The 15,929-nt window shown below is 70.5% G+C and carries 10 protein-coding genes; 8 read left to right on the top strand and 2 right to left on the bottom strand.

What is annotated here, in order from left to right; translation table 11 throughout:
* Positions 1-41 precede the first annotated feature (41 nt).
* The 6 genes from miaA (at position 42) to hflX (ending at position 8,499) form a co-directional block, all read left to right on the top strand.
* Entirely contained in the window at positions 42-980 is a 939-nt protein-coding gene (miaA, locus tag ACFZBP_RS39255; protein WP_391420764.1) for a tRNA (adenosine(37)-N6)-dimethylallyltransferase MiaA, read from the top strand.
* 108 nt (positions 981-1,088) lie between these two features.
* Positions 1,089-1,601: a hypothetical protein gene (locus ACFZBP_RS39250; protein WP_383457184.1), complete on the top strand. Its 513-nt coding sequence runs from the start codon at positions 1,089-1,091 to the stop codon at positions 1,599-1,601.
* A gap of 46 nt (positions 1,602-1,647) precedes the next feature.
* Positions 1,648-2,517 (top strand): diaminopimelate epimerase, encoded by an 870-nt coding sequence (gene dapF / locus ACFZBP_RS39245; RefSeq protein ID WP_391420763.1) that lies wholly within the window; start codon positions 1,648-1,650, stop codon positions 2,515-2,517.
* Between the two features lie 297 nt (positions 2,518-2,814).
* Complete coding sequence (locus ACFZBP_RS39240; protein ID WP_383456975.1) at positions 2,815-5,004, top strand: RelA/SpoT family protein; 2,190 nt, start codon at positions 2,815-2,817, stop codon at positions 5,002-5,004.
* 158 nt (positions 5,005-5,162) lie between these two features.
* Entirely contained in the window at positions 5,163-6,815 is a 1,653-nt protein-coding gene (locus ACFZBP_RS39235; protein WP_391420762.1) for a M1 family aminopeptidase, read from the top strand.
* 190 nt (positions 6,816-7,005) lie between these two features.
* Positions 7,006-8,499, top strand: coding sequence for a GTPase HflX (hflX, locus tag ACFZBP_RS39230; RefSeq protein ID WP_383456981.1), 1,494 nt, complete (start codon positions 7,006-7,008; stop codon positions 8,497-8,499).
* A 90-nt stretch (positions 8,500-8,589) separates the two neighbouring features.
* Here hflX and ACFZBP_RS39225 read toward each other — a convergent pair whose 3' ends face one another.
* Both ACFZBP_RS39225 and ACFZBP_RS39220 read right to left on the bottom strand, forming a co-directional pair.
* The gene (locus ACFZBP_RS39225; protein ID WP_391420761.1) at positions 8,590-9,801 is read right to left on the bottom strand and encodes a trypsin-like serine peptidase; all 1,212 of its coding nucleotides are present in this window, start codon (positions 9,799-9,801) and stop codon (positions 8,590-8,592) included.
* A gap of 317 nt (positions 9,802-10,118) precedes the next feature.
* Positions 10,119-11,339 carry a trypsin-like serine peptidase gene (locus ACFZBP_RS39220; protein ID WP_391420760.1) on the bottom strand — a complete coding sequence of 407 codons (1,221 nt, stop codon included), beginning with the start codon at positions 11,337-11,339 and terminating at the stop codon, positions 10,119-10,121.
* A 354-nt stretch (positions 11,340-11,693) separates the two neighbouring features.
* On the opposite strand from ACFZBP_RS39220, the gene ACFZBP_RS39215 reads away from it, so the two are divergent.
* Together ACFZBP_RS39215 and ACFZBP_RS39210 are read left to right on the top strand one after the other, a co-directional pair.
* Complete coding sequence (locus ACFZBP_RS39215) at positions 11,694-13,424, top strand: diaminobutyrate--2-oxoglutarate transaminase family protein (RefSeq protein ID WP_391420759.1); 1,731 nt, start codon at positions 11,694-11,696, stop codon at positions 13,422-13,424.
* 398 nt (positions 13,425-13,822) lie between these two features.
* The gene (locus tag ACFZBP_RS39210) at positions 13,823-15,919 is read left to right on the top strand and encodes an IucA/IucC family protein (RefSeq protein ID WP_391420758.1); all 2,097 of its coding nucleotides are present in this window, start codon (positions 13,823-13,825) and stop codon (positions 15,917-15,919) included.
* Positions 15,920-15,929 lie beyond the last annotated feature (10 nt).

Below are 15,929 nucleotides of genomic sequence, written 5' to 3'. Positions count from 1 at the left end.
CTCGTTCGAGTCCACCCCGCGAGGTTTGCGAGACTGGGGCGGTGAGCAGCGCACCCCCCGCCCCCCGCGTCATCGCCGTAGTCGGACCCACCGCGGCCGGAAAGTCCGATCTGGGCGTCTTCCTGGCCCGGCAACTCGGCGGCGAGGTCGTCAACGCCGACTCCATGCAGCTCTACCGAGGGATGGACATCGGCACCGCCAAGCTGACGCCCGAGGAACGGGACGGCGTTCCCCACCACCTCCTGGACATCTGGGACGTGACGGTCACGGCGTCCGTCGCCGAGTACCAGCGGCTCGCGCGGGAACGGATCGACGCGCTGCTCGCCGAGGGGCGCTGGCCGGTCCTGGTCGGCGGCTCGGGGCTGTACGTCCGTGGAGCCGTCGACAACCTGGAGTTCCCCGGCACCGACCCCGAGGTCAGGGCCCGGCTGGAGGAGGAGCTCGCGCTGCGCGGCTCCGGGGCGCTGCACGCCCGGCTGGCCGCCGCCGACCCCGAGGCCGCGCAGGCCATCCTGCCCAGCAACGGCCGCCGTATCGTCCGTGCTCTCGAAGTGATCGAGATCACCGGCCAGCCTTTCACCGCCAACCTCCCCGGCCATGACTCGATCTACGACACGGTCCAGATCGGCGTCGACGTGGCCCGCCCGGAGCTGGACGAGCGCATCGCGCGCCGGGTCGACCGGATGTGGGACGCCGGGCTCGTGGACGAGGTCCGCGCGCTGGAGGCGCAGGGGTTGCGTGAGGGGCGTACGGCCTCGCGCGCGCTCGGCTACCAGCAGGTGCTCGCGGCGCTCGCCGGGGGGTGCACCCTGGAAGAGGCGCGGTCCGAGACCGTACGTGCCACCAAGCGCTTCGCGCGCCGCCAGGATTCATGGTTCAGGCGCGACCCGCGGGTGCACTGGCTAAGTGGGGCTGCGGCCGATCTCACAGAACTTCCGCATCTCGCATTGGCGTTGGTCGAACGACCGGTTACAGCCTGATCACGTGATGGCATCGGGACGCTCCGGCCGTCATCCGGGCCTCCGGTGCCATGCCATCATCGAGCTTCGATCGACCAAGTGGAGTCCGAGTTGGGAGGGCGCGTGGCGATGGAGGCCGGCCCTCGCGACACCGCACAAGGCACCGAGAACGTCACCGCTGACCGGGGCGAACCGGAGCGCGACGGCGACCGTCTGAGCCCCGACGGGCCGGACGGTCTCGACGAGACCGAGGGCGGCGTCACCGATGACGGCCCCGAGCCCGAGGAGATGTACGCGAGCGGCCCGGAGGTGGAGGTCGAGCTGCGCCCGCAGCGCCGACTGCGCATCTGGCAGCTCGCGCCGATCGTCTCCCTGGCCGCGGTCGGCTCCCTGATGTTCGCCTTCCCGTTGGCCTTCGACTTCGGCGACAGCGGGGCCGTGATCGCCATGCTGGGGCTGCTGATCTGCTCCTGCGCGGCCGGCTGGGGCATGATGGCCGCCCGCCGAGTCGGCTACACCTGGCCCGGACTGCCGCAGCGGGGCTCCGGCCGCAGACCTGACTGGCGGGTCGTGCTGGCGTACGTCCTGCTCGTCGCCGCGATCGTCGTGCTGGCCGTGTGGCGAGTGGCTCGCCTGCGCTGACGGCCGTCCCTACGGCTCTGTCGTAGCGGCACCGTACGATCGAGGAATGAGCACGCGGATCGCCTTCCTCAAGGGTCACGGCACCGAGAACGACTTCGTGATCGTCCCGGACCCCGAGAACGTCATCGACCTCCCCCCGGCCGCCGTCGCCGCCCTGTGCGACCGCCGCGCGGGCATCGGCGGTGACGGGCTGCTGCACGTCGTGCGGTCCGCGGCGCACCCCGAGGCCAAGGACATGGCGTCTGACGCCGAGTGGTTCATGGACTACCGCAACGGCGACGGCTCGATCGCGGAGATGTGCGGCAACGGCGTGCGCGTGTTCGCGCGCTACCTCCAGCGCGCCGGGTACGCCACCGAGGGCGATCTCGCGGTCGCCACGCGCGGAGGCGTGAAGACCGTGCACCTCGCCAAGGACGGCGACGTCACCGTCGGCATGGGCAAGGCGCTGCTCCCCGAAGGGGACGTCACGGTCAGCGTCGGCGAGCGCAGCTGGCCCGCGCGGAACGTGAACATGGGCAACCCGCACGCGGTCGCCTTCGTGGATGACCTGGCCCACGCCGGCGACCTGTACTCGGCACCGCCGTTCAGCCCGGCCTCGGCCTACCCGGACGGGGTCAACGTCGAGTTCGTGGTCGACCGAGGGCCCCGGCACGTCGCGCTGCGCGTGCACGAGCGCGGCGCCGGCGAGACCCGGTCGTGCGGCACGGGCGCGTGCGCGGTCGCCGTGGCCACCGCGCGCCGGGACGGGGCCGATCCGGCGGCCACCGGCGCCCCCGTGACGTACACCGTCGATGTGCCGGGCGGCACCCTGGTGATCACCGAGCGGCCCGACGGCGAGATCGAGATGACAGGTCCCGCGGTGATCGTGGCCGAGGGGGAGATCGACGCGGAGTGGCTGGAAACATTCGTTCGCTGAACGGTTTCGTGGCGTGGTATCGGCGTCTCGGGCCGGGCGTGGCTTGAGCGGGGCGCCAACGGCCTCCCGAGGTGTTCGAGATCGCGAACGGCGGCTGGCCCTCTGGCGCAAAAACGTATACCCGCACACCCTCGCTCGAATGGGTGATCCGTTTCACGCTCGGCGAGAGGCGGTCAGTCGCACGTGATGGGCTCGGTAGCATCAAGCACCGGCCCGGACGGGGGAGATGTCGCCATCCCCTGAGCCGTGTCCGCCATGGGGTACCCCGTCCGCCGGTCCACGCAGCCGGAGGTGCCCATGAGTGCGGAGGCCACGAATTCCGCGACGCCAGGCCCGGTAGCAGGCCCTGTGACGCCTGCCGTGCCTCGCAGGAAGGCCCGTGCCCGCATCGACCTGCGCCGCCTCGGCCGGGCGGCGTTGCTCGGCCCCGCCTCGCGCGGCCGGCTGCCCGACGCGATCAGCCATGTAGTCGACGCCCACCGGGCCCACCATCCCGACGCGGACCTCGAGCCGCTGCGCCGCGCCTATGTGCTGGCCGAGTCCTCGCACCGCGGCCAGATGCGCAAGAGCGGCGAGCCGTACATCACGCACCCACTCGCGGTGACCCTGATCCTCGCCGAACTCGGCGCCGAGACAACGACCTTGACGGCCTCTCTGCTGCACGACACCGTCGAGGACACCGACGTGACGCTCGATCAGGTCGGCGAGCAGTTCGGCGCGGAGGTCCGCTTCCTCGTCGACGGCGTCACGAAACTGGAGAAGGTCGACTACGGCGCCGCCGCCGAGCCCGAGACCTTCCGCAAGATGCTCGTCGCCACCGGCAACGACGTCCGCGTGATGTCGATCAAACTCGCCGACCGGCTGCACAACATGCGCACCCTCGGCGTGATGCGCCCCGAGAAACAGGCCCGCATCGCCAAGGTGACCCGTGACGTGCTCATCCCGCTCGCTGAGCGGCTCGGCGTCCAGGCGCTCAAGACGGAACTGGAAGACCTGGTCTTCGCGATCCTGCACCCCGAGGAGTACGAGCACACCCGGGAGCTGATCGTCGGCAACGCCTCGCGCGACGACGATCCGCTCGCGGAGACGGCCGACGCGATGCGCACGGTCCTGCGCGAGGCCGGCATCCAGGCCGAAGTCCTGATCCGGCCACGGCACTTCGTCTCCGTGCACCGCGTGTCCCGCAAGCGCGGCCGACTGCGCGGCGCCGACTTCGGGCGGCTCCTGGTGTTGGTGAACGAGGACGCGGACTGTTACGGCGTTTTGGGCGAACTGCACACCTGTATGACGCCGGTCGTCTCGGAGTTCAAGGACTTCATCGCCGTCCCCAAGTTCAACCTGTACCAGTCGCTGCACACGGCTGTCGCCCGCGCGGACGGCCAGGTCACCGAAGTCCTCATCCGCACCCACCAGATGCACAAGGTCGCCGAGGCCGGTGTCGTCGCGCTGGGCAATCCCTACGCTCCTCCTTCGGAGGAGCAGGCCACTGCCGGCGACGGCGAGCGCGCCGACCCCACGCGCCCCGGCTGGCTCTCCCGCCTCCTCGACTGGCAGGAGGCCGCCCCCGACCCGGACACCTTCTGGTCCACCCTGCGCGAGGACCTCGCCCAGGACCGCGAGATCACCGTCTTCCGGCCCGACGGCGGCACCCTGGGCCTGCCCGAGGGCGCGACCTGTGTGGACGCCGCCTACGCGCAGTACGGCGAGGACGCGCACGCGTGCATCGGCGCACGCGTCAACGGCCGCCTGGCGACCCTCAGCACCGTTCTGCGGGACGGCGACACCGTCCAACTCCTCATGGGGCAGGACCCGGCCTCGGAGCCCTCCAGGGAGTGGCTGGAGCACGCGCACACGCCTGCCGCCCGGATCGCCATCCAGCGGTGGCTGGCGGCTCATCCCTCGCAGGGGGCCGCGGAGGTCAAGGAGGCCGGAGTGGCCTTCCGGGGCGCGGCCGACGGAGGCATGAGCCAGACGGCTGCCTCGGAGGGGGTAGCGGCGCGGCCGGGTTCGGAGGGTCCGGTCGGCCGGTCCGAGGACGGTGACGTACTCGTCGACCGTCCCGGCGCGACCGTACGCCTCGCCGGCTGCTGCACCCCCGTACCGCCCGACGAGGTCACCGGATTCGCCGTGCGCGGGGGAGTGGTGACCGTTCACCGCGTCGAGTGCTCCGCGGTGGCGCGTATGAAGGGCGCCGGACGCGCGGAGATCGGCGTGCGCTGGGGGGAGATCACCGAGTGCCGGGTGACCCTCGTCGCCGAATCGTTCGTTCGCCCCCACCTCCTGGCGGACCTCACCGAGGCCATGGCCCTGGAAGGCGCGGAGATCGTCTCGGCGACGGTCGAACCCCCGACCCAGCAGCGTGTACGCCACACCTACACCGTCCAGTTGCCGGACGCGGCGCTGCTGCCGGGGCTCATGCGGGCGATGCGGAACGTGGGGGGCGTGTACGACGTGAGCAGGGCGCAGCCGCAGACCCAGGGGGCGTGAGCGGGGAGCGTGCGCGGGGGTGTGAGGGCGTGAGGGTGCGACGCGGGGGCGTGAGGGCGCGGGGTGCTCCGACGGCTGCACCCACCTGACATACCCGTTCGAGTGGGCCGGTCGCGCGTCGTCGACGCCTCGCACGCGCGCGCTGATAGCCGTGGTGCATGCTGCTCACCCCCCGCACCGAGGCTCGGCGACCAGTCCCTGGCGCTCTCCGCACCCGTCCCGGGAACCGTCGACGGGCCCAGGCGTCCGCCCTGGTCGCCCTCGCCGCGTCCTTCGGCCTGCTCGCCGTGAGCGCCCCGGCCGAACCCCTGGGCGTCGGCGACCGCCTCTTCCCGCACCTGGGCAACCCCGGCTACGACGTGGCCTCGTACGACCTCTCCTTCACCTATCCCGGCACGAACAGCAAACCCCTCCAGGCCGTCACCACGATCGACGCCTGGACGACGAAGGACCTGGACCGCGTCAACCTGGACTTCGCCCACGGCAATGTCGAGTCCGTCGAGGTCGACGGGGCGCCCGCGACGTTCCGCAGCGCCGGTGAGGACCTGGTCGTCACGCCGAAGGAGCCGTTGGCCGACGGCAGCTGGACACAGATCACCGTGCGGCACACCAGCGACCCCGTCTACGGCAAGACCAGGGAGGGCGGCTGGGTGCGGACCACGGACGGCCTCGCCATGGCCAACCAGGCGGACGCCGCCCATGTCGTGTTCCCGTGCAACGACCATCCCTCCGACAAGGCGATGTTCACCATCCGGGTCACCGCGCCCAACGGCTACACCGCCGTGGCCAACGGCCTGCCGACCGACGTGGACCGCGTGGGCGGCTCGACGACCTGGACGTACCGCACCCGCCACCCCATGGCTACCGAGCTCGCCCAGGTGTCCATCGGCCGCTCCGAGGTCGTGCACCGCACCGGGCCGCACGGACTGCCCGTCCGGGACGTCGTGCCCGCCAAGGCCCGCAAGCAGCTCGAACCGTGGCTGAAGAAGACCCCGGGCCAGATCTCCTGGATGGAGAGCAAGGTCGGGCGCTACCCCTTCGAGACGTACGGCCTGCTCATGGCCGACGCCGCCACCGGCTTCGAACTCGAGACGCAGACGCTCTCCCTCTTCGAGCGGGACCTCTTCACCGACTCCGCCTTCCCGAAGTGGTACATCGAGTCGATCATGGTGCACGAGTTGGCGCACCAGTGGTTCGGCGACAGCGTCAGCCCACGCGCCTGGTCCGATCTGTGGCTCAGCGAGGGGCACGCCACCTGGTACGAGACCCTGTACGCGGCGGAGAAGGCGGGCCGGCCGATGGAGGCGCGGATGAAGGCCGCGTACGCCGCCTCCGACCGCTGGCGTGCGGCCGGCGGGCCGCCCGCGGCGCCCAAGGTCGCCGCCGCCGGCCAGAAGAACGGGATCTTCCGGCCGAACGTCTACGACGGTGCGTCCCTGGTCCTGTACGCCCTCCGCCAGGAGATCGGCGCCCCGGCCTTCGAGCGCCTGGAACGCGCCTGGGTGCAGCGCTACAAGGACCGTTCCGCCACGACCGCGGACTTCGTCGCGCTGGCGGAGGAGATCTCCGGACGCCACCTCGACGGCTTCATGCAGGCCTGGCTGTACGGCGAGAAGACCCCGCCGATGCCCGGTCAGCCGGAGTGGAAGTCGGCGGACCCGACGAAGACGGCTGGGAAGAAGGCGACCGGGAAGAAGGCCGCCGGAAAGAAGACCAGCGGGAAGGCGGCTGTGAAGACGGCTGGGAAGAAGGCCGCCGCCAAGAAGGCCGCCGCCAAGACGGCCGCCGGGAAGAAGGCGACCGGCGAATAAGGCGGTGACGAGACGTGCCGTGCCGTGCGACCATCTTCAGGTCGGCACGGCACGGTGCGCGGGAATCTCCCGGGGCACTCGTGCGTTGTGGGTAGTGACGGAAAGTCTCCGGGCGCTACGGACCCGTTCCGAAGGCCAGGACCACTGCCACCGTCGCCGCAAACGGATTCCCCATCGACGTAAGGACCCAATGACCTCCTCTTCTTCCCCTTCCCAGGACACGCAGCGCTTCGCGCACACCTATCCCGAAGGTCTTCGGGCCGATGCCCTGATGGAAGAGGACGTCGCCTGGAGCCACGAGATCGACGGAGAGCGGGACGGCGACCAGTTCGACCGCTCCGAGCGCGCGGCTCTGCGCCGCGTGGCGGGCCTCTCCACCGAACTCGAGGACGTCACCGAGGTCGAGTACCGCCAGCTCCGCCTGGAGCGGGTCGTGCTCGTCGGTGTCTGGACCTCGGGGACCGTGCAGGACGCTGACAACTCCCTCGCCGAGCTCGCCGCCCTCGCGGAGACCGCGGGCGCGCTCGTGCTCGACGGTGTGATCCAGCGCCGCGACAAGCCCGACGCGGCCACCTTCATCGGCTCCGGCAAGGCCCTGGAGCTGCGCGACATCGTCGTCGAGTCCGGCGCCGACACCGTCATCTGCGACGGTGAGCTCAGCCCGGGCCAGCTCATCGCCCTCGAAGACGTCGTCAAGGTCAAGGTCATCGACCGTACGGCCCTGATCCTCGACATCTTCGCCCAGCACGCCAAGTCCCGAGAGGGCAAGGCGCAGGTCGCGCTCGCGCAGATGCAGTACATGCTGCCGAGGCTGCGAGGCTGGGGCCAGTCGCTGTCCCGGCAGATGGGCGGCGGCAAGGGCGGCGGCCTCGCCACCCGTGGTCCCGGTGAGACCAAGATCGAGACGGACCGGCGTCGGATCCGCGAGAAGATGGCGAAGATGCGCCGGGAGATCGCGGAGATGAAGACCGGCCGCGAGATCAAGCGCCAGGAGCGTAAGCGCCACAAGGTGCCCTCGGTCGCCATCGCGGGCTACACCAACGCCGGCAAGTCCTCCCTGCTCAACCGCCTCACGGGCGCGGGTGTACTGGTCGAGAACGCCCTGTTCGCGACCCTCGACCCGACCGTGCGCCGGGCCGAGACCCCGGGCGGACGGCTGTACACGCTGGCCGACACGGTCGGTTTCGTACGGCACCTGCCGCACCACCTGGTCGAGGCGTTCCGCTCCACCATGGAGGAGGTCGGCGAGTCCGACCTGATCCTGCACGTGGTGGACGGCTCGCACCCGAACCCGGAGGAGCAGCTGGCCGCCGTGCGCGAGGTGATCAGGGACGTCGGCGCGACCGACGTGCCGGAGATCGTCGTGATCAACAAGGCGGACGCGGCCGACCCGCTGACGCTCCAGCGGCTGATGCGGATCGAGAAGCGCTCCATCGCGGTCTCGGCCCGCACCGGTCAGGGCATCGACGAGCTGCTCGCGCTGATCGACAACGAGCTGCCCCGCCCGTCGGTCGAGATCGAGGCGCTCGTGCCGTACACGCACGGCAAGCTGGTCGCCCGTGCCCACACCGAGGGCGAGGTGATCTCCGAGGAACACACCCCGGAGGGCACGCTGCTCAAGGTGCGGGTGCACGAGGAGCTGGCGGCAGATCTCGCGCCGTACGTTCCGGCGCCGACCGCCTGAGCCATGCCGTAGCTACACCGGCTACCGGGCCGTGGATACGCCGAAGGCCTGCCCCTCACACGGGGGGCGGGCCCTTCGTATGCGCGGGTGTCAGCGACCGCCGTACGTCTTGCTCATGTACTGGTACACCGATTCGGCGCCCGGTCCCAGCTGCGGGCCCGCGAGCCAGGTGTTGTCCTCAGGGCCGATCGACGTGTTCGACACCAGCTTGGTCTCGCCGTCCACCACCCGGAACCAGCCGCCGCCTGAGGAACCGCCGGTCATCGTGCAGCCGATGCGGTACATCGTCGGCAGGGCCGTGCTCAGCGAGAACCGGCCTGGCTGGTCGAGGCACTTGAACATCTGCATGCCGTTGTACGGCGGTGCCGCCGGGTAGCCCCAGGCCCCCATCGTGCCGGCCTCGGTCGCCGACGGCGCCGAGAAGTCCACGTCGAGGGCGGCGCCGACCGTCTCCTCGAGCGACTTGGAACCCTGCTCCGGCTTCACATGCAGCACGGAGTAGTCGTACGCGGCACCCGCGCCGCCGGTCTCCGAGCCGCCCTGGATCCACTCGTTGGACGTCGAGACCCAGTCCGCCCACCAGTTGCCGTACGGGGCGACCTCGGTGGCGTTCGCGTTGCTCAGCTGCGCCGCGGACTTGCCGAGGTCGTTGTAGGCCGGGACGAAGACGATGTTGCGGTACCAGCCGCCGTCGCCACCGGCGTGCACACAGTGGCCGGCCGTCCAGACGAGGTTGGACTTGCCGGGGTGGTTGACGTCCTTGACGACCGTGCCGGAGCAGACGGCCGGGCCGTCGGGGGAGTCGAAGAAGACCTTGCCGACCGGGGCCGCGTTGTCGTGGTACGGCGTCTTCTCGGCGGTGGCCTGCACGGGGGCGGGCTCCGGGTCGCTCACGCCCTGGTCGGCCGAGGCGTCCTGCGTGGTGACCGTCTTGTTGGCCTCCTTGGCGGACTGCATCCGATCGGGCTTCCAGAGGCCCTCGATCACCGGGTTGACGAAGTCCTTGGCCTCACTCAGCCACTTGTCCTTGTCCCAGTCCTTCCAGCCGCCGCTGGCCCACTTGTCGACATCGATGCCGTGCTCCTGGAGCTTGTCCGCGATGTCGGTCGGGATCTGGATCTTGCCGTCGCCGATCCCGTCGGCCGCCTTGGAGGCGGCGACATCGGCCTTGTCGCTCGCCGCCTGCTCCACCGAGCCGCCACAGGCGGTCGCGGTGAGCGCGAGGGCGGCGACGAGGCCGGTGGCCGCGAGGGCGGAACGCCGTCTGCGGCGCGGAGCTGTGGGCATATGTGTGGAACGCATGGTGCGGTAACCCCCGTTGAAGCGTGCTGAGCGGAGCCGTGGTGCCGGTGCCTGATGTCAGGCACCGATCACGAAACGTCGATACTGATCGCGAAATGCCAGATGTCGGTCATGGAGAGCCGTGCACGCTCTCGTGCCGCCCCCTCGGACGCGACACCCCACTATGCCCGGGGAGTTGAGGGCGAACGGCGGTGAGCCGGTGAAGGTTTCTCTTCCGACTCACCGCCGCCGATGCCCACGGTGCCGCGGTCCTTTTCCGTCACCGGCTTCCGTCTCCGTCACCGGTTTCCGGTTCAGTCACCGGCTTTTGGTCGACGTCACTGACCGGCGAACTTCTCGCTCACCTTGTCGAAGATGCCGTTGGCCTCCTTGCCCAGCCGCGGGCCCGCAAGCCAGCCCGACTCCACCGGGCCGATGGAGGTGTTGGAGACCAGCGCCGGCTTGCCGTCCGAGCCCGTCGCGACCCAGCCGCCACCGGAGGAACCGCCGGTCATGGTGCAGCCGATGCGGTACATGGTCGGATCCGAGGCCTTGAGCGACAGCCGACCCGGCTTGTCCTGGCACTGGTACAGCTTCTGGCCGTCGAACGGCGCGGCGGCCGGGTAGCCGATCGCCTTGATGCTGTCCACGTCGGGGACGGCGGGCGCGTTGAAGTCCACCGGCAGCGCCGAACCGACCATCTCCTCCAGGGACTTGCCGTTGCTGCCCTCCTCCGGCTTCACATGCAGCACCGCGAAGTCGTACGAGGCGCCGTCCCCGCTCGTCGCACCGCCCTGCGCGATCCACTGGTCCGAGGTCTGCGCCCAGTCGGCCCACCAAACGCCGTACGGAGCGACCTGCTCCCGTGTGGCGTTCTTGATCTCCGCGGCCGACATGCCCGCGTCGTTGTAGGACGGCACGAACGCGATGTTGCGGTACCAGCCGCCGCTCTTGCCGGCGTGCACACAGTGACCGGCCGTCCAGACCATGTTGGACTTGCCGGGGTTGGCCGGGTCCTCGACGACCGTCGCCGAGCAGACCATCGTGCCTTCGGGGGAGTCGAAGAACACCTTGCCCGCCTCCGGGGCGTTGGCGTGGTACGACGTCGGCACGGCTTGGGCGTCCACGGGCTGCGGCGTCGGGTCGGTCACACCCTGGTCACCGGAGATGTCGCTGTCGTCGACGCCCCGGTCCGGATCCTCGGCGTCCCGCATACGGTCCGGGTCCCACAGGCCTTCGATGATCGGGTTGATGTAGTCCTGCGCCTCGCGGAGCCAGTCGTCCTTGTCCCACTGCTTCCAGGCGCCGCCCTTCCACTTGTCGATGTCGATCCCGTGCTCTTTGAGCTTGTCCTTGATGTCGTCCGGAATCGTGATCTTGCCCTCGCCTCCGGCCGCCGCGGACGGGGTGGCGGCGCCACCGGCCTCGGCGTCGCCCGACTCGCAGGCCGTGACGGTGAAGGCCAGCGCCGCGGCCAGCGCGACCACGGGGAGCGGGGAGGTGGTGCGGCGCGTGTTCCTCCCTCGACGAGCGGTGAACGACGGCCGTATCGAACGCATGATCTGACTCCCCCTGGGATGACGGTACTTGGCGCCGCGGCCGTGCATTCCCGTGGATCCATCGCTGGTCCGGCGGGGTCACGGCGCGTTGGGACGGCACCACACACTATGCGCTCGCTGTGGGGGTGTTCCGACGGAACGGCAACGGTTCCGTCACGGCAAGGATCTTGAAGCAACCCGTAACCCGGGGAACGGTCCGGGGTTGGTAGCGGTGGGGGGCCTGCTGTCCGTGTGCGGTTCCCCAGTGCCCAGTTCCCCGGAGTTTCGAGTGGACGCTCGCGGGGCTTCGTATGTCGGGTCGGGCGAGGATACGAGAGACCTGCTCGCCCCTGGACAGCGGGAGGACAGGGAGCCATGGCAGTGACCGAATCTGTGCGCGGGGAAACATCCGAGTCGACGGGGACGCACCCGGTGCACGAGGGGATCCTGCGGCGGCAGTCGGCGCGCGAATCGGCGGCACGCACCTACGCGCGTGCCCTGCCCATCGTGCCGGTGCGGGCGCGCGGACTGACCATCGAGGGGGCCGACGGCCGCCGCTACCTGGACTGTCTGTCCGGTGCCGGGACCCTGGCACTCGGACACAACCACCCCGTGGTCCTCGAGGCCATCCGCAAAGTCCTGGACTCGGGCGCACCGCTGCACGTCCTGGACCTGGCGACCCCCGTCAAGGACGCCTTCATCACCGAGCTGTTCCACACCTTGCCGCCCGGCTTCGCCGACCATGCTCGCGTGCAGTTCTGCGGCCCGGCCGGCACTGACGCGGTGGAGGCCGCGTTCAAGCTCGTCCGTGCCGCCACCGGACGCAACGGAATCCTCGCCTTCAGCGGCGCCTATCACGGGATGACCGCCGGAGCGCTCGAAGCGTCCGGAGGCGCCTTCGACGTACGGGTCGCGCGCCTGCCCTACCCGCAGGACTACCGCTGCCCTTTCGGGGTCGGTGGCGAACGAGGCGCCGAACTCGCCGCCCGCTGGACCGAGTCCGTTCTCGAAGACCCCAAGTCGGGAGTGCCCCATCCCGCCGGGATGATCCTCGAACCCGTCCAAGGCGAGGGCGGCGTGATCCCCGCGCCGGACGGCTGGCTGCGGCGCATGCGGCAGATCACCGCCGACCGCTCCATCCCACTGATCGCCGACGAGGTCCAGACGGGGGTCGGGCGCACCGGTGCCTTCTGGGCAGTGGAGCACAGCGGCGTCACCCCGGACGTCATGGTCCTCTCCAAAGCCATCGGCGGCAGCCTGCCCCTGGCAGTCATCGTCTACCGCGACGAACTCGACGCCTGGCAACCCGGCGCCCATGCCGGAACGTTCCGCGGTAACCAGCTCGCCATGGCCGCCGGCACAGCGACCCTCGCCTACGTCCGCGAGAACCGGCTCGCCGAGCGGGCGGCCGAACTGGGCTCGCAGATGCTGCGCCAACTCCAGGCGCTCGCAGGCGAGTTCACCTGCATCGGCGATGTGCGGGGTAGGGGGCTGATGATCGGCGTCGAGGTGGTGGAGCCAGCTGAGTCGGCGCGAACAGATGGGGCGCGGACGGCGAACATGGCGGCGCTCGAGGGGGCGGGCAGCGGGTCGGGTCCCTTGGTTCCTCTGGGAGGGCAGGGACGTGGTCCCGGCCAGGCTTTGCCTGCTGGTTCCGATGATCTGGGTTGGCCTGGAGGGGGCGTGGCGAACGGCCTCGTGGGTGCCAGCCCGGCCCGGACACCTGGCCGCCCCTCGGAGGACCTGGCACCCGGTGGTGAGGAAGCATGGGCGCTGGCGGCAATGCGGGACCAGGATCGCCACCCACGCCCAGCTGCCCCTGAACTCGCCGCCGCCATCCAACGGGAGTGCCTTCGACGCGGCCTGATCGTCGAACTCGGCGGCCGCCACTCCAGCGTCGTACGGCTGCTTCCACCCCTGACCATCACCGATGAGCAGGCCAACGCAGTACTGGACCGGCTGGCCGACGCCGTGGACGCGGTGTCCCGAAACCACGTCGGCCACGACGGGACTTACCAGCCGCACCCGGGCCGTCGAAAGCACGGCGACCGAACCACTCGTACGGATCGGACGGGCCGGGCCGACTGGGCCGATCGTGCCGTGTGACCCGGCAGCCGATGAGGGCGCCGCGCCACCTACCTCGAGCTGCGCCGTCGCGTCGGCGGATCCCGCCATCTCCTCGGCCTCAGTCGATCGGCCGGAGCCCGATCGCCGCTTTGCGCCCGTTCGAAACATCACCGCCAACTGACACACCTCCCTCCGAGCCCATTTCTGAAACGCGGGCCCCTCACGGCACCGCTCACCCTCACCACCAGCACGGCGGCCGTCGCCGCACGGCAGGAACCACCTCAAGAGGACCAGCCTTGACCACCACCCACGCGACCGACGGCGGTAGCGATACCCGCGCGCAGAGCGCGTCCGCTCGACGACTCTCCCAGCAGGCCGCTGAGCCGCCTGTGCCAGCTCAGGGCCCCGCCGCTTCCCAGCCGTCGGCACTGCCGCCCATGCAGCGAAGTGCGCCGGACGCGGAGTCGCTGTACCAGGGCCCCGCCGACCTCCTGGAGCATCCCGACCCGCATATGGCAGCCCAGGCTGCCGCAGTGGAGAACCTGCTCCGCTGCTGGGTGCGCGAGACGAGCGTCCCGGCACCCGAGAACGGGATCCTCCGAATCCCCTTGCCGGCCACCGGCACCGCCCTGCTGGTCCCGGTCCTCTACTGGTCCCCGACGGGGTACCACCGCTTCGGTCTCCCGCACCTGGCCGACAGCCCGCCCCACTCCACGCCGACCGACGCGGTCACCCTGGCCGCACTACTCCTCAGGGAGACGCCCGGCGACGGCACCCCTGCTGGTGGCGAGGGTCCCCTGTCGGCCTCCACCACCGATACCGCAGCACCTTCGACTGCCGCCGCATCGTGTGCCGGGACCTCCCTCGCTTCCTCGTCCGTGCTACCTTCCGCCGCTGCTTCCGTGCCTGCGGCTGCGGCTGCGTCTCCGACCTCTGCCGTGTCTCCGACTCCTGCCGCGCTCCTGACCCCTGTCGCGTCTCCGCTCCCTACCGTGCCTCCGCCCTCCGAGTCCTCCGCCTCTCCAAGGCCCACGATCCCGCCCCTCCCCGCGCTCTCCTCTGCAGCCACTGACCTCGTTGCCCGTGTCGCCGACTCCGTCCGGCGAACCGTCACGTTCATCAGCGAGCGTCGGGAAGACCCTGCCGACTGCCCCGACCGCTTCCTCGCGGCCGAGCAGGCGCTTCTGCTGGGACACCCGCTCCACCCGACGCCGAAGAGCCGCGAGGGTCTCTCCGACACCGAAGCTCGGCGGTACTCGCCCGAGTTGCACGGCTCCTTCCCCCTGCACTGGTTGGCTGTCGCTCCCTCCCTGCTGGCCGCTGACTCTGCTTGGACCGAACGGGGCCGGGCTGTCCCCGCCGCCCACCTCACAGCCCGACTCGCCGGGCCTGACCTGCCGCTGCCCGACGGGTTCGCGGCCCTCCCCCTGCACCCTTGGCAGTACCGCGAGGTCCTGTACCGCTCCGACATCGCCGCCCTGGTCGAGGCCCGTCTGCTCCGGGACCTCGGCGCCCACGGCGCCTCCTGGCACCCCACCTCCTCCGTCCGAACCGTCCACATGTCCGGCGCCCCCTCCATGCTCAAGTTGTCCCTGGGCCTGCACATCACCAACTCCCGCCGTGAGAACCTCCGCAAGGAGCTGCATCGCGGTGTCGAGGTGCACCGCCTCCTGCGCAGCGGCCTATCGACCCAGTGGCGGGCCGCGCACCCGAGGTTCGACATCGTTCGCGACCCGGCATGGCTCGCCGTCGACGGGCCGGACGGTGCTCCTGCCCCCGGCCTCGACGTGGTGATCCGGCACAACCCCTTCAGGCCTTCCGACGACGTGTCCTGCGTGGCCGGCCTCGTTTCGCCACGCCCCTACGCACAACCCGGCACTGCCTCCGGCAGACCTCGGACGGGCAAGGAACTCCTCAGGTCCCGTCTGGCCGAGGTGGTCACGCATCTCGCCGCCCGGACAGCGCGTCCTCGCGGGGCCGTTGCTGCCGAGTGGTTCCTGCGCTATCTCGAACAGGTCGTCCGTCCGGTGCTGTGGCTGGACTCCGAGGTCGGGGTCGCCCTGGAGGCACACCAGCAGAACACCCTGCTCCTGCTGGATGGCGAAGGCTGGCCCTCAGGTGGCCGTTACCGCGACAACCAGGGCTACTACTTCCGTGAGTCCCGGCACACGGAACTGGACACCCGGCTTCCCGGCATCGGCGAGTGCAGCGACACCTTCGTCTCGGACGAGGTCACCGACGAGCGCTTCGCGTACTACCTCGCGATCAACAACGTGTTCGGTCTCATCGGCGCGTTCGGTTCCCAGCGTCTTGCCGACGAGCGACTGCTGCTCGCAGCCTTCCGTCGTTTCCTCGGCGACGTCGCCTCCGGGCCCGCCCGCTTGCGCACAACACTGCCTGCACACCTGCTCGACTCACCGGTCCTGCGGTGCAAGGCGAATCTATTGACCCGTGTGCACGGCCTCGACGAACTCGTCGGCCCGGTCGACACGCAGTCCGTCTACGTCACCATCGCGAACCCCCTCCACACCTGACCTGACCCTC

It is taken from the genome of Streptomyces sp. NPDC008086 (genome assembly GCF_042957325.1).
In the GTDB taxonomy this organism is placed as follows: domain Bacteria; phylum Actinomycetota; class Actinomycetes; order Streptomycetales; family Streptomycetaceae; genus Streptomyces.
This window is presented reverse-complemented; position numbering and strand designations above follow the sequence as displayed.

Coding starts and splice junctions, on each gene's coding strand:
- ACFZBP_RS39240 (WP_383456975.1), top strand. CDS start 2,815: ATGAGTGCGGAGGCCACGAATTCCGCGACGCCAGGCCCGGTAGCAGGC.
- ACFZBP_RS39210 (WP_391420758.1), top strand. CDS start 13,823: ATGCAGCGAAGTGCGCCGGACGCGGAGTCGCTGTACCAGGGCCCCGCC.
- ACFZBP_RS39220 (WP_391420760.1), bottom strand. CDS start 11,339: ATGCGTTCGATACGGCCGTCGTTCACCGCTCGTCGAGGGAGGAACACG.
- ACFZBP_RS39225 (WP_391420761.1), bottom strand. CDS start 9,801: ATGCGTTCCACACATATGCCCACAGCTCCGCGCCGCAGACGGCGTTCC.
- hflX (WP_383456981.1), top strand. CDS start 7,006: ATGACCTCCTCTTCTTCCCCTTCCCAGGACACGCAGCGCTTCGCGCAC.
- ACFZBP_RS39235 (WP_391420762.1), top strand. CDS start 5,163: ATGCTGCTCACCCCCCGCACCGAGGCTCGGCGACCAGTCCCTGGCGCT.
- ACFZBP_RS39250 (WP_383457184.1), top strand. CDS start 1,089: ATGGAGGCCGGCCCTCGCGACACCGCACAAGGCACCGAGAACGTCACC.
- ACFZBP_RS39215 (WP_391420759.1), top strand. CDS start 11,694: ATGGCAGTGACCGAATCTGTGCGCGGGGAAACATCCGAGTCGACGGGG.
- dapF (WP_391420763.1), top strand. CDS start 1,648: ATGAGCACGCGGATCGCCTTCCTCAAGGGTCACGGCACCGAGAACGAC.